Source organism: Pseudomonas sp. R3-41 (assembly GCF_054161485.1).
The window spans coordinates 6,357,672-6,381,246 of record NZ_CP096421.1; the positions used below are offsets into that span (position 1 = coordinate 6,357,672).

14 protein-coding genes are annotated in these 23,575 nt (G+C 61.5%); 8 read left to right on the forward strand and 6 right to left on the reverse strand.

The window, feature by feature from the left end:
- Positions 1-165: 165 nt before the first annotated feature.
- The 5 genes from aceE to msrA all read left to right on the forward strand — a co-directional run bounded on the left by aceE (position 166) and on the right by msrA (position 9,937).
- Entirely contained in the window at positions 166-2,811 is a 2,646-nt protein-coding gene (aceE, locus tag M1D99_RS27455) for a pyruvate dehydrogenase (acetyl-transferring), homodimeric type (protein ID WP_053117793.1), read from the forward strand.
- An 11-nt stretch (positions 2,812-2,822) separates the two neighbouring features.
- Complete coding sequence (gene aceF, locus M1D99_RS27460) at positions 2,823-4,451, forward strand: dihydrolipoyllysine-residue acetyltransferase (RefSeq protein ID WP_434572797.1); 1,629 nt, start codon at positions 2,823-2,825, stop codon at positions 4,449-4,451.
- 486 nt (positions 4,452-4,937) lie between these two features.
- Entirely contained in the window at positions 4,938-6,329 is a 1,392-nt protein-coding gene (locus M1D99_RS27465; protein WP_458131080.1) for an alkaline phosphatase D family protein, read from the forward strand.
- A gap of 182 nt (positions 6,330-6,511) precedes the next feature.
- Entirely contained in the window at positions 6,512-9,205 is a 2,694-nt protein-coding gene (locus tag M1D99_RS27470) for a putative bifunctional diguanylate cyclase/phosphodiesterase (RefSeq protein ID WP_434572799.1), read from the forward strand.
- 84 nt (positions 9,206-9,289) lie between these two features.
- Positions 9,290-9,937, forward strand: a complete 648-nt coding sequence (gene msrA / locus M1D99_RS27475) for a peptide-methionine (S)-S-oxide reductase MsrA (RefSeq protein ID WP_186706022.1) — start codon at positions 9,290-9,292, stop codon at positions 9,935-9,937.
- 273 nt (positions 9,938-10,210) lie between these two features.
- Here msrA and M1D99_RS27480 read toward each other — a convergent pair whose 3' ends face one another.
- From M1D99_RS27480 to M1D99_RS27490, 3 genes are all read right to left on the reverse strand, one after another.
- Complete coding sequence (locus M1D99_RS27480; RefSeq protein WP_186706023.1) at positions 10,211-11,050, reverse strand: 23S rRNA (adenine(2030)-N(6))-methyltransferase RlmJ; 840 nt, start codon at positions 11,048-11,050, stop codon at positions 10,211-10,213.
- Positions 11,051-11,131: 81 nt separating this feature from the next.
- A complete protein-coding gene (locus M1D99_RS27485; RefSeq protein WP_458131081.1) occupies positions 11,132-11,863 on the reverse strand; it encodes a DUF4123 domain-containing protein in 732 nt (243 codons plus the stop codon).
- Positions 11,860-13,905 (reverse strand): type VI secretion system Vgr family protein, encoded by a 2,046-nt coding sequence (locus M1D99_RS27490; RefSeq protein ID WP_458131082.1) that lies wholly within the window; start codon positions 13,903-13,905, stop codon positions 11,860-11,862. The genes M1D99_RS27485 and M1D99_RS27490 overlap by 4 nt, the downstream gene beginning before the upstream one ends.
- A 266-nt stretch (positions 13,906-14,171) precedes the next feature.
- On the opposite strand from M1D99_RS27490, the gene M1D99_RS27495 reads away from it, so the two are divergent.
- Positions 14,172-14,666: a DUF2165 family protein gene (locus tag M1D99_RS27495; protein WP_186706026.1), complete on the forward strand. Its 495-nt coding sequence runs from the start codon at positions 14,172-14,174 to the stop codon at positions 14,664-14,666.
- Between the two features lie 71 nt (positions 14,667-14,737).
- Here the strand turns inward: M1D99_RS27495 and putP are convergent, their stop codons facing one another.
- On the reverse strand, positions 14,738-16,222 hold the full coding sequence (putP, locus tag M1D99_RS27500; RefSeq protein ID WP_186706027.1) for a sodium/proline symporter PutP: 1,485 nt from the start codon (positions 16,220-16,222) through the stop codon (positions 14,738-14,740).
- Positions 16,223-16,684: 462 nt separating this feature from the next.
- Here putP and putA point away from each other — a divergent pair, with 462 nt between their 5' ends.
- Both putA and M1D99_RS27510 read left to right on the forward strand, forming a co-directional pair.
- On the forward strand, positions 16,685-20,638 hold the full coding sequence (putA, locus tag M1D99_RS27505) for a trifunctional transcriptional regulator/proline dehydrogenase/L-glutamate gamma-semialdehyde dehydrogenase (RefSeq protein WP_458131083.1): 3,954 nt from the start codon (positions 16,685-16,687) through the stop codon (positions 20,636-20,638).
- A 286-nt stretch (positions 20,639-20,924) separates the two neighbouring features.
- Positions 20,925-22,727, forward strand: a complete 1,803-nt coding sequence (locus M1D99_RS27510; protein ID WP_458131084.1) for an acyl-CoA dehydrogenase — start codon at positions 20,925-20,927, stop codon at positions 22,725-22,727.
- Between the two features lie 208 nt (positions 22,728-22,935).
- On the opposite strand, the gene M1D99_RS27515 is transcribed toward M1D99_RS27510, so the two are convergent.
- Together M1D99_RS27515 and M1D99_RS27520 are read right to left on the reverse strand one after the other, a co-directional pair.
- A complete protein-coding gene (locus M1D99_RS27515) occupies positions 22,936-23,238 on the reverse strand; it encodes a cell division protein ZapA (RefSeq protein WP_186706030.1) in 303 nt (100 codons plus the stop codon).
- The gene (locus tag M1D99_RS27520) at positions 23,235-23,465 is read right to left on the reverse strand and encodes a hypothetical protein (protein ID WP_458131085.1); all 231 of its coding nucleotides are present in this window, start codon (positions 23,463-23,465) and stop codon (positions 23,235-23,237) included. Before M1D99_RS27520 ends, M1D99_RS27515 begins: the two co-directional genes overlap by 4 nt.
- Between the last annotated feature and the right edge of the window lie 110 nt (positions 23,466-23,575).

A 23,575-nucleotide genomic window follows, 5' to 3' on the forward strand; every position in this document is an offset into this window, starting at 1 on the left:
TACTCGTCTATACATTCGAAAGGCTGAAACGGCCGACGATTTGTAGTAAAACTACACGCCGCCGAAACAACCTTCGGCAATCCAAGAATTTATATCGTCTGCCCACAAGGCCAGTCGCAAACTCAGGCAACCGATTCTGGTAGCCTTTCCGCCCTGGAGCAAGCCATGCAAGACCTCGATCCCGTCGAAACCCAGGAATGGCTGGACGCCCTGGAATCGGTTCTCGACAAAGAAGGCGAAGACCGTGCTCATTATCTGATGACCCGTATGGGCGAACTCGCGACCCGCAGCGGTTCGCAACTGCCCTACGCCATCACCACGCCGTACCGCAACACGATCCCCGTTACCCACGAAGCACGCATGCCTGGCGACCTGTTCATGGAACGCCGCATTCGCTCGCTGGTACGCTGGAACGCGTTGGCCATGGTCATGCGTACCAACCTGAAAGATTCTGACCTGGGCGGTCACATCTCCAGCTTCGCCTCCAGCGCGACGCTGTATGACATCGGCTTCAACTACTTCTTCCAGGCCCCGACCGACGAACACGGCGGCGACCTGATCTACTTCCAGGGTCACGCATCGCCAGGCGTCTACGCCCGTGCGTTCATGGAAGGCCGCATTACCGAAGACCAGATGAACAACTTCCGCCAGGAAGTGGACGGCAACGGCCTGTCCTCGTACCCGCACCCTTGGCTGATGCCGGACTTCTGGCAGTTCCCGACCGTTTCCATGGGCCTGGGCCCGATCCAGGCGATCTACCAGGCACGCTTCATGAAGTACCTGGAAGCCCGTGGCTTCATCCAGCCAGGCAAGCAGAAAGTCTGGTGCTTCATGGGCGACGGCGAGTGCGACGAGCCGGAATCCCTGGGCGCAATCTCCCTGGCCGGCCGCGAGAAGCTGGACAACCTGATCTTTGTCATCAACTGCAACCTGCAGCGCCTCGACGGCCCGGTTCGCGGCAACGCCAAGATCATCCAGGAACTCGAAGGCGTGTTCCGTGGCGCCCAGTGGAACGTCAACAAAGTCATCTGGGGCCGCTTCTGGGACCCACTGCTGGCCAAGGACGTCGACGGTATCCTGCAACGTCGCATGGACGAAGTCATCGACGGCGAATACCAGAACTACAAGGCCAAGGACGGCGCGTTCGTCCGCGAGCACTTCTTCAACTCGCCTGAACTCAAGGCCATGGTCGCCGACCTGTCCGACGACGAGATCTGGAAGCTCAACCGTGGCGGCCACGACCCGTACAAGGTCTACGCGGCGTACCACCAGGCGGTCAACCACAAAGAACAGCCGACCGTCATCCTGGCCAAGACCATCAAGGGTTATGGCACCGGTGCCGGCGAAGCGAAGAACACCGCGCACAACACCAAGAAAGTCGATGTCGACAGCCTGAAGTTGTTCCGCGACCGCTTCGACATTCCGGTCAAGGACAGCGAGCTGGAAAACCTGCCGTTCTTCAAGCCTGAAGAAGGCAGCGCCGAAGCCCGTTACCTGGCCGAGCGCCGTGCCGCACTGGGCGGTTTCGTGCCACAGCGTCGCGCCAAGAGCTTCAGCATCCCGACCCCGCCACTGGAAACCCTCAAGGCGATCCTGGACGGCTCGGGCGACCGTGAAATCTCCACCACCATGGCCTTCGTGCGAATCCTCGCGCAACTGGTCAAGGACAAGGAAATCGGCCAGCGCATCGTCCCGATCATCCCGGACGAAGCCCGTACCTTCGGTATGGAAGGCATGTTCCGCCAATTGGGCATCTACTCGTCCGTCGGCCAGCTCTACGAGCCAGTCGATAAAGACCAGGTGATGTTCTACCGCGAAGACAAGAAGGGCCAGATCCTCGAGGAAGGCATCAACGAAGCGGGCGCCATGAGCTCCTTCATTGCCGCCGGTACTTCGTACTCCAGCCACAACCAGCCGATGCTGCCGTTCTACATCTTCTACTCGATGTTCGGCTTCCAGCGTATCGGTGACCTGGCCTGGGCCGCTGGCGACAGCCGTACCCGTGGCTTCCTGATCGGCGGTACCGCCGGCCGTACCACGCTGAACGGTGAAGGCCTGCAGCACGAAGACGGCCACAGCCACATGCTGGCCGGGACCATCCCGAACTGCCGCACCTATGATCCGACCTACGGCTACGAGCTGGCGGTGATCATCCAGGACGGCATGAAGAAGATGACCGAAGAGCAACAGGACGTCTTCTACTACATCACCGTGATGAACGAGTCCTACCAGCAGCCAGCCATGCCGGCCGGCGTGGAAGCAGGCATCGTCAAGGGCATGTACCTGCTCGAGGAAGACACCCGCGAAGCGGCGCACCATGTCCAACTGATGGGCTCCGGCACCATCCTGCGCGAAGTGCGTGAAGCGGCGAAGATCCTGCGTGAAGAGTTTAACGTCGGTGCCGACGTCTGGAGCGTCACCAGCTTCAACGAACTGCGTCGCGACGGCCTGGCCGTAGAACGCAGCAACCGCCTGCACCCTGGCCAGAAGCCAAAGCTGAGCTACGTCGAAGAGTGCCTGAATGGCCGCAAAGGTCCGGTCATCGCCTCCACCGACTACATGAAGCTGTTCGCCGAGCAGATCCGCCAGTGGGTGCCTTCCAAGGAATTCAAAGTGCTGGGCACCGACGGTTTCGGCCGTAGCGACAGCCGCAAGAAGCTGCGTCACTTCTTCGAAGTCGACCGTAAGTTCGTTGTGTTGGCAGCCCTGGAAGCCTTGGCTGACCGTGGCGATATCGAACCTAAAGTGGTGGCCGAAGCCATCGCCAAGTTCGGCATCGATCCAGAAAAACGCAACCCACTGGACTGCTGAGGAGAATTTTCGTGAGCGAACTCATTCGCGTACCTGACATCGGCAGCGGTGAAGGTGAAGTAATTGAACTGTTTGTGAAGGTCGGCGACCGTATCGAAGCCGACCAGAGCATCCTGACGCTTGAATCGGACAAGGCCAGCATGGAAGTGCCTGCGCCGAAGGCCGGTGTCATCAAGAGCCTGAAAGTGAAGCTGGGCGACCGCTTGAAGGAAGGCGACGAACTGCTGGAGCTGGAAGTCGAGGGCGCCGCTGCGGCGCCTGAAGCGGCCGCCCCTGCGGCTGCCCCGGCAGCGGCTGAAAAGCCTGCCGCCGCGCCGGCTGCCGAAGCGGCTCCCGCTCCCGCTGCGGCGCCTGCCGCTGCCAGCGTCCAGGATATTCATGTCCCGGACATCGGTTCGTCGGGCAAGGCCAAGATCATCGAAGTGTTGGTCAAGGCTGGCGACACCGTCGAAGCCGACCAGTCGCTGATCACCCTGGAATCCGACAAGGCCAGCATGGAAATCCCATCGCCGGCCGCCGGTGTGGTGGAAAGCGTCGAGGTCAAGCTGGACGACGAAGTCGGCACCGGTGACCTGATCCTGAAGCTGAAAGTAGCCGGCGCCTCGGCACCTGCCGCGCCTGCGCCAGCCGCCAAGGCTGAAGCCGCTCCAGCACCAGCCGCCGCGCCTGCGACCAAGGCTGAAGCAGCCCCTGCTCCTGTCGCCGCTGCGCCTGCGCCTAGCGGTGCCAAGGTGCATGCCGGCCCTGCGGTGCGTCAGCTGGCCCGTGAATTCGGTGTCGAGCTGTCCGCCGTAGGCCCGAGCGGCCCTCACGGTCGCGTGCTCAAGGAAGACGTGCAAGCCTACGTCAAGGCCATGATGCAGAAGGCCAAGAACGCACCGGCCGAAGGCGCCACCGGCGGCGCGGGCATCCCGCCGATCCCGGCGGTGGACTTCAGCCGCTTCGGCGAAACCGAAGAAGTGGCCATGACTCGCCTGATGCAGATCGGCGCGTCGAGCCTGCACCGCAGCTGGCTGAACATCCCGCACGTGACTCAATTCGACCAGGCCGATATCACCGAGCTGGAAGCTTTCCGCGTCGCGCAGAAAGCCGTGGCGGAAAAGGCCGGCGTGAAGCTGACCGTGCTGCCACTGCTGCTCAAGGCCTGTGCACACCTGCTCAAGGAACTGCCGGACTTCAACGCCTCCCTGGCCCCAAGCGGCAAGGCTGTGATCCGCAAGAAATACGTGCACATCGGCTTTGCCGTCGACACCCCGGAAGGCCTGCTGGTACCGGTCATCCGCAACGTCGACCAGAAGAGCCTGCTGCAACTGGCTGGCGAAGCCGCTGCCCTGGCCGAAAAAGCCCGGAACAAGAAGCTCACCGCCGACGACATGCAGGGCGCCTGCTTCACCATCTCCAGCCTCGGCCACATTGGCGGCACCGGCTTCACGCCGATCGTCAACGCGCCGGAAGTGGCGATCCTGGGCGTCTCCAAGGCCACCATCCAGCCAGTCTGGGACGGTAAAGCCTTCCAGCCGAAGCTGATGCTGCCACTGTCGCTGTCCTACGATCACCGAGTGATCAATGGCGCCGCCGCCGCTCGCTTCACCAAGCGTCTGAGCGACTTGCTGGGCGACATCCGCACCATCCTGCTGTAACACCGGGCGGCCCTCCCTTGGGAGGGCCATTCGGCGCACCGTTTCCGAGCGCCACGCTCGTACCTCAACCCCGTCCGTTTGGCGGGGCTTTTTTTTGCCTGGAATTCAGACCTGTGGGAGCGGGCTTGGTGGGAGCAAGGCTTGCCCGCGATGAAAACACCGCGGTCTCTTGAGTGCTGCGGTGCCTGGATCGCGAGCAAGCTTTGCTCCCACCAGGCTCGCTCCCACAATGGATTTGTGGCGCTGCATCTTAACTTGAAACCAACCAAGCCCCCCCCTGTGGGAGCGAGCCTGCTCGCGATGGCGGTAGGTCAGGCGACGCGGTAATTTCCTACAGCTCAAGTTTTAAATGACTACCCACCTTGTAGTCATTCCCCACAACCCGTGCCCCCTTCCCTATCGATATTTATCGCCCGCCGAGCTTTAGCATCGAACCGCCAAGGCACCTTGATGGGTGTCCCATTAAAACTTCGAATGGATTCGAATATGTTCAAACCTACCGTCGGCCCGATTGTCGGGCACACGACCACGGACCATGCCCGGATATTCCTGCGCGGTGATCATGGCAACAGCCAGGTATTTGCCGGCATTCGCCACCGACGCCGAGGGGACACAGGCTGGTCGATAGGGCAATTTGTCCAACTGAAGGCCTACCGCGACATGTCCGATGTCATCGTGTTGAAAGGTCTTCAACCCGACACCGCCTACGGATACCAGGCCGGCTGGTTCAGCCCCCTGAGCCCGACCCATACCGTGCAAACCATCCAGGAACTGCCCTTGCAATGGCCCAGGAACACCTATTGCTTGCGCACGCCGACCGATAAAACCGATGCGCCGCGGACTTATATCGTGGGCTCGTGTCGCTACTTGCGGATCGTCGCCAATACCCCGCTGCTACCCGCGCTCGGGGATCGCACCTTTGCCGGCATCAATCGTGTCGTCGAACAAGCCGACCCGCCGATCAGCGCGGTAGTGATGACCGGCGACCAGGTTTACCTCGATGACCTGAATGTCATCGGCCCGGACCGAACCTATGAAAACATTCTCTTCAGATACCGAACGGTATTTGCCCAGCCGCAGATCCGCAAGCTGATGGCTGGCACCCCGACCTACATGATCCTCGACGACCATGAAATCGAAGACAACTGGCCCGCCAGGAGAACCGCCCAGGACGACCTCCTGTATGCCAATGCCATGAGCGCTTATCGGCTTTACCAGGCCAGCCACGGGCCCGTCCATGAACTGTCAGGCGACGGAACATTGAACAGGGCGTTGACCCGCTACTGGTACACCTTTGCCCACGGGGATATCCATTGGTTCGTTACCGACAGCCGGACGCAACGCAACCTGTCGGCGGACGACCGGCGCATCCTCGACCAGGAACAGGAACAGGCCCTGCTTGAATGGCTCGTCAGCAGCCCCGCCCGGGTCAAGCTCGTCGTCACCAGTGTGATGTTTTTCCCTGACCACAAGCGCAATGACGGCGATGCCTGGCAGGCGTTTCCGGCACAACGGCTGCGACTGCTGGACAGCATCCGTCGCCAGCGGATCAAAAACGTAGTGTTCATTTCGGGTGACGTCCACGGTTCCATGACCAGCCGGCTGCGGCACAGCGAGGATCCTGATTTCGAGGTCAACACCGTCGTTTCCTCGCCCTTCTACAACAGCAAACTGCTGCCTTTTGCAAAAGCCGCGGATTTTATTTTCCACCGGCCCATGGCCCGCACGGACAGCGGTGAGTACCGCTATGAACTGACCAGCGAAGTAGTGAGCCAGGACAACTTCGCCCGCCTGCATGTCACGGCGCAGAGCCTCCAAGTCACCTTCCACGACCGTGACGGCAGGCCCTTGCAGACGGTCGATATCCCGCTGCAATGAACTTCCATGCCCTCTGATCGGCTGGCGACTGGAGAAATCCCGTTGTCGGCCGATAAAAGGTTTATAGCACTTGGCCTTCATCTCTCTTGTCAGCCAGTGCCGCAATGATGCAACCTTGCGCCAATCCGTAATAACGAGGGCGTCAGCCCGGCGCGATCAGCATTTTCGAAGCGAGTTTCCCCATGAAAAGCCAACCCGATGCCGCCAGCCGTATGGCGGCCGAGGTAGTGACGCAGTTACCGGTGCCCGCGCGGCTCGGTATGCTGCGTTTCGAACGGCTGAATGAAGCTAGCTGGGCGCTGTTGTTCCTCGACCCCAATTGCGAGCGACACTTCGGCCTGCCGGCGGTAGAGCTGTGCTCGCTGGTCAGCTCGCCCTACGCCAGCCTGATGGAACCCGAAGCGCGCTATCAACTGCATGACGCCATCCAGCAGCAGTTGGCCCAGGCCGCGCATTACCAGATTCGCTACACGCTCCACACCGCCAAGGGGCCGATGAACGTACTGGAGACGGGCGAAGCCTATAAACAGCACAATCGCCACCTGCTGCGCGGCTACCTGCTGGTGGTGGACGATTTGCTGCAAAGCGAACCCTCCATGCCGGCCCTGGACCTCGAAACCCAGAACTCGCGCCTGCAGATCGCCCTGGAACTGAACCAGCGCGCCCAGCAAGAACAGCTCCAGCACCTGGACCGTGTACGCGCCCAACAGGACCTGATCCTGCTGCTGACCCGCCAACGCTACAGCGCCAACAATTCCCTGCTCGAAGCGGCCGAACTCATCACCCGCAGCGCCTGCGACATCTACCAGATTGATTGCGCCAGTATCTGGAACCTCGACGATGGCAAGCTGGTGCCGATTTCCGCCTATAACCGCGCGTCCCAGGAATATTTCCTGCCAGCGGTGATCGACGCCAACGAGTTTCCCGACTACATGGAGGCGCTGCAGACCTGCCGCGCCATCGACGCCCACAATGCGATGCGCGACCCGCGTACCCGGGAAATGGCCGGGAACCTGCGCGCTCGCGACGTCAATGCCATTCTCGACGCCAGCGTGCGTATCGACGGCCAAGTGGTGGGCGTGCTGTGCCTGGAACAAGTGGGCGCCACCCGCGCCTGGCAGTCGGATGAGATCGCCTTTGCCGGCGAGCTGGCGGACCAGTTCGCCCAAGTTATCAACAACCACAACCGACGCACCGCCACCAGCGCCCTGCACCTGTTCCAACGGGCCGTGGAGCAGAGCGCCAACGCGTTCCTGCTGGTCAATTGCGACGGCGTGGTGGAGTACGTCAACCCGAGCTTCACCGCGATCACCCAGTACACCACCGAGGAAGTCCACGGCCAGCGCCTTTCGGAACTGCCGGCCCTGGAAAACCTCAGCGAACTGCTGTTCGATGCGCCCTCGGCACTGGCCCAGAGCAACAGCTGGCAGGGTGAGTTCAAGAGCCGGCGCAAGAACCTGGAGCCCTACTGGGGCCAGTTGTCGATTTCCAAGGTCTACGGCGACAACCGCGAGTTGACCCACTATATCGGCATCTACGAAGACATCACCCAGACCAAGCTGGCCCAGCAGCGCATCGAGCGCCTGGCGTACACCGACAACCTGACCAACCTGGGCAACCGCCCGGCGTTCATCCGCAACCTCGATGAACGCTTCGCCCGGGACAGTGACTCGCCCATCAGCCTGCTGCTGGTGGACATCGACAATTTCAAGCGCATCAACGACAGTCTCGGCCACCAGACCGGCGACAAACTGTTGATCAGCCTGGCCCGGCGCCTGCGCAACAGCTTGAGCCCCAGTGGCAGCCTGGCGCGCTTCGCCAGTAACGAATTCGCGGTGCTGCTGGACGACACCGATCTGGAGGCCGGGCAGCAGATCGCCAGCCAGTTGCTGATGACCCTCGACAAACCGATGTTCGTCGACAACCAGTTGATCAGCGTGACCGGCTCCGTGGGCCTCGCCTGCGCGCCGCTGCACGGTCGCGACCCGCAGACCCTGATGCGCAATGCCGGCCTCGCCCTGCACAAGGCCAAGGCCAACGGCAAGCATCAGGTCCAAGTGTTCACCGAAGCACTGAATGCCGAGGCCAGCTACAAGCTGTTCGTGGAAAACAACCTGCGACGTGCCTTGACCCAGAACGAACTGGATGTCTTCTACCAGCCCAAGCTGTGCCTGCGCAGCGGTCGCCTGTTGGGCATGGAAGCGCTGCTGCGCTGGAACCATCCGGAAAAAGGCATGATCCGCCCGGACCAGTTCATCAGCGTGGCCGAAGAAACCGGCCTGATCATCCCCATTGGCAAATGGATCGCCCGCCAGGCCTGCCGGATGAGCAAACAGCTGACCGCCGCCGGCCTGGGTAACCTGCAAGTGGCGATCAACTTGTCACCCAAGCAGTTCTCCGACCCGGACCTGGTCGCCTCCATCGCCAGCATCCTCAAGGAGGAACAACTGCCGGCGCGGCTGCTGGAGCTGGAGCTTACCGAAGGCCTGCTGCTGGAAGCCACCGAAGACACCCACTTGCAGCTCGACCAGCTCAAGCGCCTGGGCCTGACCCTGGCCATGGACGACTTCGGCACCGGTTATTCGTCCCTCAGCTACCTGAAGAAATTCCCGATCGACATCATCAAGATCGATCGCAGCTTCATCCATGAGATCCCCGACAACCAGGACGACATGGAAATCACTTCGGCGGTGATCGCCATGGCCCACAACCTGAAACTCAAGGTCGTGGCCGAAGGCATCGAAACCGCCCAGCAACTGACGTTCCTGCGGCGTCATCGTTGCGACGTCGGCCAGGGCTACCTGTTCGACCGGCCAATCCCTGGCGCGGAGCTGATCGAAAAGCTCAAGCGCTACCCGCGCGGGCCTCTGGTCTGACAGCTGCGTATAGCTTGCGGCGGCTTTTCTGAGGCACACTGACGGTCTATTTCGCTCAACTCCATCTGACTGAGAGGACTGATCATGGTCTTGCGCTCGGAAATCCTGGTGAATAAAAACGTGCTTCCTACTCCTGATCAAGCTCTGCCTGGCCGTGAAACCCCGATGACCGTGCCGGAAAAACACTTCGTCCACGACGCGCCCCTACTGGGCCCGTTTGCCATGGACGTAGACTTCGCAATCTTCGGCCTCGGTTGCTTCTGGGGCGCAGAGCGCAAGTTCTGGCAGCGTGAAGGCGTGGTCAGTACCGCGGTGGGTTACGCCGGCGGTTTCACGCCGAACCCGACGTATGAAGAGGTCTGCTCGGGCCTTACCGGCCACAGCGAAGTGGTGCTGGTGGTCTACGAGCCAGCGAAAGTCAGCTACGAAGAGCTGCTGAAGATGTTCTGGGAACTGCACAACCCGACCCAGGGCATGCGCCAGGGGAACGACATCGGCACCCAGTACCGTTCGGTGATCTATGCCACGAACCCGGCTCAACTGGCAGCGGCCAGACACAGCGAGCAAGTCTTCCAGGCTGAGCTGACCAAGGCCGGCAAAGGCACCATCACCACCGAAATCGAAGAAGCGCCGACGTTCTACTTCGCCGAGGCCTATCACCAGCAATACCTGGCGAAGAACCCTGAAGGCTATTGCGGGATCGGCGGCACCGGCGTGACCTGCCCGATCTGACTACAAGCTTCGCGAGCAGGCTCGCTCCCACAGGTCCAGCGGCATATCCAAATGTTGCATGCACACCAGGGCCAATGTGGGAGCGAGCCTGTGGGAGCAAGGCTTGCCCGCGATGCAAACACCTCGGTGTAGCTGGTAGACCCAGGCGATGCCATCGCGAGCAAGCTCGGCTCCCACAGGGGCCCGGGGCGGGCACGATAAGGGGGTACACCCCAAAAGCCATGTGGGAGCGGGCTTGCTCGCGAAGGCGCCCTTCCAGACGCCATCAAACCATCAGCTCTCAGCGATCAACCAATCCATCTGCCACCCACCTTGGGTCTGCCCGAGCTTTTTCGACAGCCACGGCAGCAGCTCACGCAACTCTTCTTCCAGTCCCCACGGCGGGTTGGCAATCGCCAGGCCGGAACCGTTCAGGCTGTTGGGCGTCGCCAGCGGGTGCACCAACAGTTCCACCCGCAACAGCTTCGGCGCGCCCGTGCCAGCCAGGTCCTGGTAGAAGCGGCGCAACATCCGCTGGTCCTTCACCGGGTACCAGATGGCTGCCACCGTCTGGCGCATCCGGCCAATCGCCTCCTTGAGCGAGGCGGCACAGCGCTGCATTTCGTCAAGCTGTTCGAAGGGTGGATCGATCAGCATCAGCGCACGCTTTTCCGCCACCGGCAGCAACGCCCGCGGCACATGCCAGCCTTCACCCAGGTGCACCACCACGCGACGGTCGCCTTTCATGTTGTCCTTGAGCAACACGCCGTCTTCCGGATGTTTCTCATTAAGCAGCACACGGTCCTGAGGCCGGGTCAGGCGCCGCGCCAGCTCCGGCGAGCCCGGGTAGTAGCGCAATTGGCCGTCCGGGTTCATCTCGTGCAGCACTTTCATGTAGTCGGCAGTCAACGGCGGCAGGTCGCCCTCGCCCCACAACCGCGCGATGCCTTCCAAATACTCACCGGTACGATTGGCCTGGTCGCCCTGCAAGTCATACAGCCCGGTGCCCGCGTGGGTATCGAGGTAGGCAAAGGGCTGTTCCTTGCGCGACATCAGCGCGATGAGGCGGGTCAAGGTCAGGTGTTTGAACACGTCGGCGTGATTGCCGGCGTGGAAGGCGTGGCGATAATTCATGGCGGCTCCTGCGAAGGGCGACGAGTTTACCTTGAAGCGCGCCGAACGTCAGGGGGTGGCAGCCCGGCGGACACGCCACGATCAGCCTAGCTCGCGCAGCAAGTACGCCTGCAAGGGCGCCTTGGGCGCGGCAAGCGGCTTCGATCGCTGAAGAAAGTGGGCAATCTTGCACCGCAGGATGCGCTGGTCGACCCGCTCACACAGAGACGGATGCTCTTCGCCCAGCCATGTGAGCAAGTTATCCACAAGACACTCCGTCGGCGCCTCGGCCATGGCTTCCAGCAGCGCCACCGGTACGTCCCACCAAGGAAAAATCCGGGCCGGCCGCTGGGCATCTCCCACGAACTCAAGGGATCGACCGTTGATCAGGCAACGGTTGATCACCGGCAAGAGCTGCCCGGCGTCCATCGCCGTCGATTGCAGGATCGGCCCCATGAACCGCCCATCCCAAAAGCGCAGGAAAACCGCCTTGCCACCTGGCAGCAACACCTGGGTGAGCCCACGCAAATGCTCGGCAAGGTCTTCCTGGTCGGCACGCGACACTGCCAGCCACCCCCAATCGAGTGAATCGGTGGCCGCTATCCAGTCAAGGAACTCACTGTCTGCGCGAACAAGCCCCACATAGGGCATGACCGCTTCCCACCCGGCATACGGCGTGTCGGCCCAGATCGGTGTGGGTGTCGCGCCAATCGAGCGCCGCCAGGCCGATAACGCCCCGGCGCTGCTGGCGTTGCTGAATATAGCGAAAAGCTGCTCGGACGCCAGCAACGGATGGTGCTCAAGCCAGGCGCGGGGCGTTTGATCGCTGCTCATGGGCGCTCCTGTATGTCGACAGATGTGTGAAAGCCCGACGGCACTGCGCAGACGCCGTTTCTGCAACGTTCACATTCCTCGCAGAACGGCGCCGAGCCTTGGAAACTGAGGATTTGCGCCAGGGAAAGCCGAGGTGCCGCCGCAGGGACCGGCTTTCCGGCGCTGCCCGGCGAAACCGCTGACGCGCCCATGACCGCCATCGGCGCCCCACCGACCTCGATCGGCACGCTGCTGAAAATCCCGTCGGCGCCAATGTTGATCCAATGGCCGCCAGCCTGCAGGGTCACACTGGCGCCAGCCTCCAGGACCACTTGCTGGCCGGCACTGACATGAAACTGCTGGCCGGCGTTCAAGACCTGACTGGTCACACGGATATGCCGATCGCCACTCACCAGCAAGTGATCGTCCTGGCGGACTTCAGCCCGGCGCCTTCCGTGGGTCACGCGCTGCTCATCGGCCTTGAGCTCGTGCCGCGCCGTGCCGGTGACGACGATACTGCGCTCGTGATCGACCTGCACCCGCTGGTCGTGCAGCACATGCTGGGTCCAGTTTCGCTGGGCCCGCAGGTAGATCTCCTCGGCCCCCTTGCGGTCCTCGATGCGCAGCTCGTTATAGCCTTCCCCACCAGGGCTGCTCCGGCTGCGCCAGATACTGCGGGTGTTGTCCGCCGGCAGTTCCAGCGGAACCTGGTTGGCGCCATTGGGCAGGCAACCGACCACCAACGGCTTGTCCACGTCGCCATCGATGAACCCCACCAGCACTTCCATGCCGACCCGGGGAATCATCACTGCACCATAGTGATCATGGGCCCAGCCCGTGGCCACGCGCAGCCAGCAACTGGAATGCTCATCGCGCCGGCCGTGACGATCCCAGACCAGTTGCACCTTGACCCGCCCGAATTCATCGCAATGGATCTCGCTGCCCTGCGGCCCGGTCACCACCGCTGATTGATAGCCGTGGGCATGGGGCTTTTCGTGCTGCAAGGACGGACGAAAGAACACGTCCCATGGCGTGGCGAGGAAGGTATTTCTATAACCCTGGAATTCATCCGGACTGGAGGAGGCTGTTTCTTCCAGCACCTGGGGTTGACGGCCATGATGGTTGATCTGGGTCAGGAGCCACAGATCGTTCCACTGTTCCCGGGGATGGTCCTTGATGCGCATAAAATGCCCGCTGACGAAGGCGCTGTCATCGCTGTCGCCCTGTGCCACGCGATAATTGGCGCCGTGACGCTCAAGGGTGCGTCGGGTCAGGTGCTTGCCATCGTCACGGTCGCAGAACCCACCAGGGTACCGATAGTCCTCAAGAACAGGACGTTGCCGATTGTAGAGCTCGGCTTGCAATGTCACGCCAGGCTTGCGGAAGTCGTAGTCGCGCAACGTCACGGCCGTGGTATGGGTCTGAATTTGCACCGCCAAGCGCTTGATGGCCGGCGCGTCGGCAGCCATGCCGCTGTCGGAAAGGTACAGCGTCGATTCGGGCAGGCAAGGAAACACGGTCTGGTCATCACCGAACACCAGCAGATGACCGTCAGGGCGGTGGCGAAAATGGTAGTGGATACCGACTTCAGCGCAGACCCGCTCAATGAACGCCAGGTCGCTTTCACCGTACTGCACACAGTATTCACGCTCGGGGTATTGCCCTGCGAGGGTGAATTCGTAGGCACCCGCCAGGATCCCGTGATCCTTCAAGACTTGGGCGACGATAGCGGGCACGCTCAAGTGCTGGAAGATCCGCTGGTTGATACGATGGCGCAAGTAGGCCAGGCGCGGTACCAAAGTGACCTGGTAGCGGGTCAGACGCTTGCCCGAGTCGCCTTGGGCGACGCTATAGAGCTGACCGTGTATGCCACCCTCCCGGTCGTCGAACCCCAGAAATGCCTGACGATGCAGAAGCTCTTCCAGTGCCAGGTCGGACCGTTCGCTGACCAGTTCCAAGTCAAAACGATAGGGCTGGCTGATGGCTTCCGTGCCCTTGAACTCAAGCACCTTGAGCTCGCTCGGCGGGTTGTCGAGCGTCAGCGTGAATCGCGGCGGGAACATCCTATGTGCCTCTGCTGAATGGAGGCGGATGATTCTGCATGAGCACCAGGGACGTGTATTGGAGGCGCAAAAAAACAGATTTGCCCTACATCCAAGAAGCTAAAAGCTGCTAAGCGTGATGCATTTTCCGATAGACATTCGAAGCATCACGACCAACCGCTACCGTCCTACAAACGAATCAGCAGTTTCTTGCAACGTGCTCGATCTCTTGCCAACAGTGGGCGTGATAACGTGCGCCGGTCGCAAAAAAGCAAAGGACGCAGGACATGACGACACGCTACGCAAAAATCGCAATGACCCTGGCACTCGCTGCATTCGCCTTCCTGACGGTGTTCAACAACCTCACGGACTACCGCTCCAACTTCAATTTCGTCCAGCATGTACTGAGCATGGACACCACCTTCCCCGACAATGCCGCCCGGTATCGCGCCCTCGATAAACCGTGGATGTGGCACGGCGCCTATTGGCTGATCATCTTCGGCGAGGCATTGACGGCGGGGCTGCTGGGCTACGGCGCAGTGAAACTGTGGCAGGCACGCCGGGCCGAGGCCGGGGCATTTGCCCGCGCCAAACGATGGACCGTGGCCGGCTTGACGGTCGGTTTCTTCGTCTGGTTCTTTGGTTTCATGGTGGTCGGCGGCGAATGGTTCCTGATGTGGCAATCAGAAATCTGGAATGGCCAGGACGCTGCGTTCAGGTTCTACATGGCGATCCTGGGCGTGTTGATCTTTCTCAACCAGCCTGATGCCGAGATGAAGTGATATCCGTGGCGAGGGAGCAAGCTCCCTCGCCACATTGGATCACCTGCGGGCTCAAGGCCGCGCAGAAAGTCTTACTGGTTCAGACGGAAATCTTTCTCGGCCGCTTCGAAGCGCTGCACCATACCGGTGGTAGGCGTGCCCATCTTGCTGACGAAGTAGATAGCCAGGCTGGCGAAGATGAAGCCTGGGATGATTTCGTACAGACCCAGCAGCTCGAAATGCTTCCAGACCACGACGGTGATCGCGCCGACCAGGATACCGGCCAGGGCGCCGTTGCGAGTCATGTTCTTCCAGACCACGGAGATCAGGACCACCGGACCGAAGGCGGCACCGAAGCCGGCCCAGGCGTAGCTCACCAGGCCCAGTACGCGGTTTTCCGGGTTGGCGGCCAGGGCAATGGCGACCAAGGCCACCAGCAGCACCATGGCGCGACCGACCCAGACCAGTTCCAGCTGGGAAGCGCTCTTGCGCAGGAAGGTCTTGTAGAAGTCTTCGGTCAGGGCACTGGAGCACACCAGCAGCTGGCAGCTCAGGGTGCTCATCACCGCCGCCAGGATGGCCGACAGCAACACGCCAGCAACCCATGGATTAAACAGGATCTTCGCCAGCTCGATGAACACGCGCTCAGGGTTTTCGGTCACGGGACCGGCCACTTCAGGGTGCGCCGAGAAGTAAGCAATACCGAAGAAGCCGACCGCCACGGTGCCGCCCAGGCACAGGATCATCCAGGCCATGGAGATACGACGCGCCTTGGCAATCGACTTGACCGAATCCGCCGCCATGAAGCGCGCCAGGATGTGCGGTTGACCGAAGTAGCCCAGGCCCCAGCCCATCAGCGAGATGATGCCGATGAAGGTGGTGTTTTTCAGCATGTCGAAGGACGTAGGATCTTTCGCTTCGATCGCCAGGAACGTGGTGTCCACGCCGCCGGTGGCCAACAGTACGATGATCGGCGTGAGGATCAGCGCGAAGATCATCAGGGTGGCTTGTACGGTGTCGGTCCAGCTCACCGCCAGGAAACCACCAACGAAGGTATAGGCGATGGTCGCGGCAGCACCGGCCCACAGCGCGGTCTCGTAGGACATGCCGAAGGTGCTTTCGAACAGACGGGCACCGGCCACGATGCCGGAAGCGCAGTAGATGGTGAAGAACACCAGGATCACCACCGCAGAGATGATCCGCAGCAGGCCGCTCGTGTCTTCGAAACGGCTGGAGAAGTAATCCGGCAGCGTCAGGGCGTCACCGTTGTGCTCGGTCTGCACTCGCAGGCGACCGGCCACGAACAGCCAGTTCAGGTAGGCACCGATGACCAGGCCGATGGCGATCCAGCTTTCCGACAGGCCGGACATGTAGATGGCACCCGGCAAACCCATCAACAACCAGCCGCTCATGTCGGAAGCACCGGCGGACAACGCCGTGACCACGCTGCCGAGGCTGCGACCGCCCAGGATGTAGTCGGAAAGGTTATTGGTGGAGCGGTAAGCCATCAGGCCGATCAGGACCATGGCTGCGATGTAGATCACGAAAGTGATCAAGGTGGGATTACTAACACTCATGAGTTACGCCCTGGCTTTGTTTTTATGATGCGGTGGCAGTTGAAAACGTCGACAACGCTGAAGTTGTAGCAACGATTTGCAGTCCCGCGAATTTATGACTGATGTTTCCCCAGGAAAGCCATCAGCCGATGCCCCTCGGCTTGGAACCGGTTGCACCTTGGCCGCGAATGCTATTCAACAAATCAAATAAGGTGCAACCAGTTTCGCTCGAATAAGTTGCACCTGATCGGTTTTGTCGCGAAATCGCTGTTTTTTGCTCCCTTTTAGTGCAGTGAACGGCCCTTCTCTAGAAGCCAAAGCACTAAGGCGGTGCAGGAACGACCGGGCAGTATTTACTTCCAGATGAGCTGCCTGTCATTTCGAGAAAAAAAGGGTTGCACCCGGTTGCACCTCAATCAGCGCGCAGCTAATCTTGCCGCCAGCTGATGCCACGCCATACGTGGTAAACATGAGGATAAAAATATGGCTACCACCACCCTTGGGGTCAAACTCGACGACCCGACCCGCGAACGCCTCAAGGCGGCCGCAACCTCGATTGATCGCACGCCGCACTGGCTGATCAAGCAGGCAATTTTCAATTACCTGGAAAAACTCGAGGGTGGTGCAACCCTGACCGAGCTGAACGGTTCCCCTCGTGCCGACAGCGACGACGCTGGCGATGTACAGGTCGACCACGCTCACCAATGCTTCCTCGAGTTTGCCGAGAGCATCCTGCCGCAATCGGTCCTGCGCGCCTCCATCACCGCTGCTTACCGTCGCCCGGAGCCGGAAGTGGTGCCGATGCTGATGGAGCAGGCCCGACTGCCGGCCGAAATGGCCGAAGCCACCAATAAGCTGGCGGCGTCGATTGCTGAAAAACTGCGTAACCAGAAGAGTGCCGGCGGCCGTGCCGGTATCGTTCAGGGCCTGTTGCAGGAGTTTTCCCTGTCTTCCCAGGAAGGCGTGGCGCTGATGTGCCTGGCCGAGGCGCTGCTGCGCATCCCGGACAAAGGTACCCGCGATGCCCTGATCCGCGACAAGATCAGCACCGGCAACTGGCACCCACACCTGGGCAACAGCCCGTCGCTGTTCGTCAACGCCGCCACCTGGGGCCTGTTGCTGACCGGCAAGCTGGTCGCCACCCACAATGAAGCAGGCCTGACTTCGTCCCTGAGCCGCATCATCGGCAAGAGCGGCGAGCCGATGATCCGCAAGGGCGTCGACATGGCCATGCGCTTGATGGGCGAGCAATTCGTCACCGGCGAAACCATCGCCGAAGCCCTGGCCAACGCCAGCAAGTTCGAATCCAAGGGTTTCCGCTATTCCTACGACATGTTGGGTGAAGCCGCACTCACCGAACATGACGCCCAGAAGTACTTGGCCTCGTACGAACAAGCCATTCACTCGATCGGCAAAGCCTCCCATGGTCGTGGGATTTATGAAGGCCCGGGCATTTCCATCAAGCTCTCGGCCCTGCACCCGCGCTACAGCCGCGCCCAGTACGAGCGCGTCATGGACGAGCTGTACCCGCGCCTGCTGTCGCTGACCCTGCTGGCCAAGCAGTACGACATCGGCCTGAACATCGATGCCGAGGAAGCCGACCGCCTCGAACTGTCCCTGGACCTGCTGGAGCGCCTGTGCTTCGAGCCGCAACTGACCGGCTGGAACGGCATCGGTTTCGTGATCCAGGCGTACCAGAAGCGTTGCCCGTATGTGATCGACTACGTCATCGACCTCGCCCGTCGCAGCCGCCACCGCTTGATGATTCGCCTGGTAAAAGGCGCGTACTGGGACAGCGAGATCAAGCGCGCCCAGGTCGAAGGCCTGGAAGGCTACCCGGTCTATACCCGCAAGGTGTACACCGACGTGTCCTACATCGCTTGCGCCCGCAAGCTGCTGTCGGTGCCGGAAGTCATCTACCCGCAGTTCGCCACGCACAACGCCCATACGCTGTCGGCCATTTACCACATCGCTGGTCAGAACTATTACCCGGGCCAGTATGAATTCCAGTGCCTGCACGGCATGGGTGAACCGCTGTACGAACAGGTTGTAGGCAAGGTCTCCGAAGGCAAGCTGAACCGTCCGTGCCGTGTGTACGCCCCGGTCGGCACCCACGAAACACTGCTGGCCTACCTCGTACGTCGCTTGCTGGAAAACGGCGCGAATACTTCGTTCGTCAACCGCATCGCCGACCAGTCGATTTCCATCCAGGAACTGGTCGCCGATCCAGTGGCCAGCATCGAGCAGATGGCAACCCTGGAAGGCGGTTTCGGCCTGCCGCACCCGCGCATCCCACTGCCACGCGACCTGTACGGCAGCGACCGCGCCAATTCCAGCGGCATCGACCTGGCGAACGAACATCGCCTGGCATCGCTGTCTTGCGCCCTGCTGGCTACCGCCCATAACGACTGGAAAGCCGTGCCGATGCTCGGTTGCGCCGCTAGCGAAGAAAGCCCGGCAGCGGTGCTCAACCCGTCCGATCACCGCGATGTGGTTGGCCATGTGCAGGAAGCCACGGTTGCCGACGTCGACAACGCCATTCAGTGCGCCCTCAACGCCGCACCGATCTGGCAGGCCACGCCACCGGCCGAGCGCGCTGCGATCCTCGAGCGTGCCGCCGACCTGATGGAAGGTGAGATCCAGCCGCTGATGGGCCTGCTGGCCCGCGAAGCCGGCAAGACCTTCGCCAACGCGATTGCCGAAGTACGTGAAGCCGTGGACTTCCTGCGCTACTACGCAGTGCAGGCGCGCAACGATTTCACCAACGACGCCCACCGCCCATTGGGCCCGGTGGTCTGCATCAGCCCGTGGAACTTCCCACTGGCAATTTTCAGCGGCCAGGTCGCTGCCGCTCTGGCCGCCGGCAACCCGGTTCTGGCCAAGCCCGCCGAACAGACCCCACTGGTCGCGGCCCAGGCGGTGCGCCTGATGCTCGAAGCCGGTATTCCGGAAGGCGTCCTGCAACTGCTGCCGGGTCGCGGCGAAACCGTCGGTGCCCGCCTGGTGGGTGACGAGCGCGTCAAGGGCGTGATGTTCACCGGTTCCACCGAAGTTGCCCGCCTGCTGCAACGCAACATCGCCGGACGCCTGGACAACCAGGGCCGGCCGATCCCGCTGATCGCCGAGACCGGTGGCCAGAACGCGATGATCGTCGATTCCTCGGCCCTGACCGAACAAGTGGTCATCGATGTGGTGTCATCGGCCTTCGACAGCGCCGGCCAGCGTTGCTCGGCCCTGCGGGTCCTGTGCTTGCAGGAAGATTCCGCCGACCGCGTCATCGAAATGCTCAAGGGTGCCATGGCCGAATCGCGCCTCGGCAATCCTGAGCGCCTGTCCGTGGACATCGGCCCGGTAATCGACGCCGAAGCCAAGGCCGGCATCGAGAAACACATCCAGGCCATGCGCGACAAGGGTCGCGCCGTGTACCAGATGGCAATCGCCGACAGTGACGAGTGCAAGCGCGGCACCTTCGTGATGCCGACCTTGATCGAACTGGAAAGCTTCGACGAGTTGCAGCGTGAAATCTTCGGTCCGGTGCTGCACGTGGTGCGTTACAAGCGCAAGGAGCTGGATCAGTTGATCAACCAGATCAACGCTTCCGGCTATGGCCTGACCCTGGGCGTGCACACCCGCATCGACGAGACCATCGCCAAGGTCATCGACAATGTGCATGCGGGCAACGTGTACGTGAACCGCAACATTGTCGGTGCTGTGGTCGGTGTGCAGCCGTTTGGTGGCGAAGGCCTGTCGGGCACCGGTCCCAAGGCCGGCGGTCCGCTGTACCTGTACCGCCTGCTGTCGACACGTCCTACCGATGCGATCCAGCAATCCTTCGCCCGTGGTGATGCCCTCACCGCGCCGGACCTGCGTTTGCGCGACGCCATGAGCAAACCGCTGACCGCGCTGCAAGCCTGGGCCGACAGCCAGAAGCTCGCCGAGCTGAGCGCCCTGTGCGTGCAGTTCGCAGCCCAGTCGCAAAGCGGTATTACCCGGACCCTGACCGGCCCGACCGGCGAGCGCAACAGCTACGCCATCCTGCCGCGCGAGCACGTGTTGTGCCTGGCCGACGTGGAAGGTGACCTGCTGACGCAACTGGCGGCCGTACTGGCCGTGGGCGGCTCGGCCGTGTGGCCGGAAACCGAGACCAGCAAGGCTTTGTTCGCACGCTTGCCAAAAGACCTGCAGGCACGCATCCAGCGGGTGGCCGACTGGACCAAGGACGATGTGCTGTTCGACGCGGTCCTGCATCACGGCGATTCAGACCAACTGCGCGGCGTTTGCCAGCAGGTACCCAAGCGCGCCGGTGCCATCGTCGGGGTCCATGGCCTGTCCCAGGGCGAAACCGGCGTGGCGCTGGAGCGCCTGGTGATCGAGCGGGCCTTGAGCGTCAATACCGCGGCCGCGGGTGGTAACGCCAGCTTGATGACTATCGGCTAAACCGCTGTAAACCAGGCACCTGCAAGGGGTGCCTGGCAATCCAATCCCTGTGGGAGCCGGCTTTGTGGGAGCAAAGCTTGCTCGCGATTCAGGCGCTGCGGTCCTCAAGAGACCGCGGCGTTTTCATCGCGGGCAAGCCTTGCTCCCACAAAGCCTGATCCCACAGAGCTCGCTCCCACATTGGGATTAGTGTCGCCCTCACCTCTGCATCACTACCATCAATCATCCTGTTCAGCCTCCATTCCCACGCCTAGACTCGGCCCATCCCAAGAAAAGGTAAGCCGCCATGTCCGAGACGCTGCTCAGTTCCCGCAATCTGGCTTTCGAGCTGTACGAAGTCCTCGATGCAGAGGGCCTGACTCAGCGCGAGCGGTTTGCCGAGCACAATCGCGAAACCTTCGACGCTGCCCTCGGCACGGCCCGCAGCATCGCCGAGAAATTTTTCGCGCCTCACAACCGCAAGAATGATGAAAACGAACCGCGCTACGAGAACGGCGAGGCGATCCTGATTCCCGAGGTGAAACCTGCGGTGGATGCCTTCCTGGAGGCCGGGTTCCTCAATGCCGCGCGCAGTTTCGAGGCCGGTGGCATGCAACTGCCAACATTGCTGTCCCAGGCCTGTTTCGCGCACTTCCAGTCAGCCAATGCCGCGTCGACCTCTTACCCGTTCCTGACCATGGGCGCGGCGAACCTGATCGAAAGTTTCGGCAGCGATGATCAGAAGCAACGCTTCCTGCAACCGATGATCGACGGACGCTTCTTCGGCACCATGGCCCTGACCGAGCCCCACGCTGGCTCATCGCTGTCGGATATTCGTACGCGCGCAGAGCCGGCATCCGACGGTACCTATCGACTCAAGGGCAACAAGATCTTCATCTCCGGCGGCGACCATCCGCTGTCGGAAAACATCGTGCACATGGTCTTGGCGAAATTGCCGGATGCACCGCCGGGCGTGAAAGGCATTTCGTTGTTTATCGTGCCCAAGTTCCTGGTCAACGACGACGGCAGCCTCGGCCCGCGTAACGACGTGTTGCTGGCCGGGTTGTTCCACAAGATGGGCTGGCGCGGCACCACGTCCACCGCGTTGAATTTCGGCGACAACGGCGACTGTGTCGGTTACCTGGTTGGCAAACCGCACCACGGCCTGAGCTATATGTTCCAGATGATGAACGAGGCGCGGATCGGCGTCGGCATGGGCGCGGTGATGCTCGGTTACGCCGGTTACCTGTATTCCCTTGAGTACGCCCGCGAACGCCCGCAAGGACGGGTGCCCGACAGCAAGGACCCGACCACCCCCCCCGTGGCAATCATCCAGCACGCCGACGTGCGGCGCATGCTGCTGACCCAGAAGGCCTACGTCGAGGGTTCGTTTGACCTGGGCCTTTATGCAGCCCGGCTGTTCGACGACACCACCACCCTGGAAAGCGAAGCCGAACGTCGGCGCGCCCATGAACTGCTGGACCTGCTGACCCCCATCGTCAAATCCTGGCCCTCGGAGTTCTGCCTGAAAGCCAACGAACTGGCGATCCAGATTCTCGGCGGCCACGGCTACACCCGCGAATACCCGGTGGAGCAGTACTACCGCGACAACCGTTTGAACCCGATCCATGAAGGCACCCACGGCATCCAATCCCTGGACCTGCTGGGACGCAAATTGGCGCAGAACGGCGGTGCCGGTCTCAAGCAGTTGATCCGCCTGGTGGCCGACACCACGGAGCGGGCCCAGGCGCACTCATCGCTGACGCCGCTGCGCCAGCCGCTGGAAGCGTTGGTGGCGCGCCTGCAAACCGTCACCCTCGGTTTGCTGACGGACTTGGCCCAGGGCAAGGTCAACGGCAGCCTCGCCAACTCGGCGCTGTACCTTAAGGTGTTCGGGCACATGGTGATTGGCTGGCGCTGGCTGGAGCAAGCGATTCGTGCCGAGGAAGGCCTGGCCAAGGGCAACGCGGCGGACAGCGACTTCTATAAAGGCAAGCTGCAAGCGGCGCGCTATTTCCTGACCTGGGAAGTACCGGGGTGTCACCATGAGCTGGCGATTCTTGAGGCGCGGGATGATACGTGCCTGGGGATGCGGGATGAGTGGTTCTGAGCCAGCGCTTGTGGTGTGGCTGAGATCCAATCGCGAGCAGGCTCGCTCCCACAGGGACAGGTGTGAATACAGATTTTGTGTTCACCAATATCTAACTGTGGGAGCGGGCTTGCTCGCGAAGGCGGTGGATCAGGCAAATCAATTGCAACTGACATACCGCCTTCGCGAGCAAGCCCGCTCCCACAATTAGCTCACGGCCAGACCTTGGTCAGACCTGCTGAATCGTCTTGGCAATCACCTCGACCGTGGCGCTGACCTGCTCTTGGTAACGGTCGAGTTCCGCTTGATGCTGCTTCTGCATTTCCATCTGCTGCGAACACAGGTTCATCGCCGCCAATACCAGCAGGCGATCACCGATCAGCGTCGGGTATTTCCTTTTGGTATCGGCCAGTGCGGCCTTGAGCATCGAAGCGGCGTCCAGCAGGGCCTGTTCCTGCCCGGCCGGCGCTTTGATTGAATAGTCTTCTCCCAGGATCGAGATGACCGTCACCCCATCGGCGCCGTGCTTCATGCGCTGACAGGACCGGCGCTGGCGCGCTCGATCAGGGCCTGGATGCGGGCCGCAGTGGCGCCGTGCAGTTCTTCCTGTTCCATCAGGCTCAGTTGCAGGCTTTCGTTTTCATCCTTGGCCTTGGCAAGTTCGGCGCTCAGGGCTTCGTTCAGGCCGGTGAGTTGCAGATTCTGTTGCACCAGGTCGTTGACCAGTTGCTCCAGTTGGCTGAGGGATGCTTCCAACATATTGATTTCCAGGCTTTTCCAAGGGGCGCGTACGATAAAGAAAAGTCACCGCCGATGCCACGCTTTACGCAGTGGCGGCGCTTCGCTCGCGAGCTGTAGAGACTGCGATT

Excerpts from the sequence above, each read along its gene's own strand:
- M1D99_RS27520 (WP_458131085.1), bottom strand. The coding sequence starts at position 23,465 with ATGTTGGAAGCATCCCTCAGCCAACTGGAGCAACTGGTCAACGACCTG.
- putA (WP_458131083.1), top strand. The coding sequence starts at position 16,685 with ATGGCTACCACCACCCTTGGGGTCAAACTCGACGACCCGACCCGCGAA.
- M1D99_RS27490 (WP_458131082.1), bottom strand. The coding sequence starts at position 13,905 with ATGTTCCCGCCGCGATTCACGCTGACGCTCGACAACCCGCCGAGCGAG.
- aceE (WP_053117793.1), top strand. The coding sequence starts at position 166 with ATGCAAGACCTCGATCCCGTCGAAACCCAGGAATGGCTGGACGCCCTG.
- M1D99_RS27515 (WP_186706030.1), bottom strand. The coding sequence starts at position 23,238 with ATGAAGCACGGCGCCGATGGGGTGACGGTCATCTCGATCCTGGGAGAA.
- M1D99_RS27480 (WP_186706023.1), bottom strand. The coding sequence starts at position 11,050 with ATGAATTATCGCCACGCCTTCCACGCCGGCAATCACGCCGACGTGTTC.
- M1D99_RS27465 (WP_458131080.1), top strand. The coding sequence starts at position 4,938 with ATGTTCAAACCTACCGTCGGCCCGATTGTCGGGCACACGACCACGGAC.
- M1D99_RS27495 (WP_186706026.1), top strand. The coding sequence starts at position 14,172 with ATGACGACACGCTACGCAAAAATCGCAATGACCCTGGCACTCGCTGCA.
- M1D99_RS27470 (WP_434572799.1), top strand. The coding sequence starts at position 6,512 with ATGAAAAGCCAACCCGATGCCGCCAGCCGTATGGCGGCCGAGGTAGTG.
- M1D99_RS27510 (WP_458131084.1), top strand. The coding sequence starts at position 20,925 with ATGTCCGAGACGCTGCTCAGTTCCCGCAATCTGGCTTTCGAGCTGTAC.
- msrA (WP_186706022.1), top strand. The coding sequence starts at position 9,290 with ATGGTCTTGCGCTCGGAAATCCTGGTGAATAAAAACGTGCTTCCTACT.
- putP (WP_186706027.1), bottom strand. The coding sequence starts at position 16,222 with ATGAGTGTTAGTAATCCCACCTTGATCACTTTCGTGATCTACATCGCA.
- M1D99_RS27485 (WP_458131081.1), bottom strand. The coding sequence starts at position 11,863 with ATGAGCAGCGATCAAACGCCCCGCGCCTGGCTTGAGCACCATCCGTTG.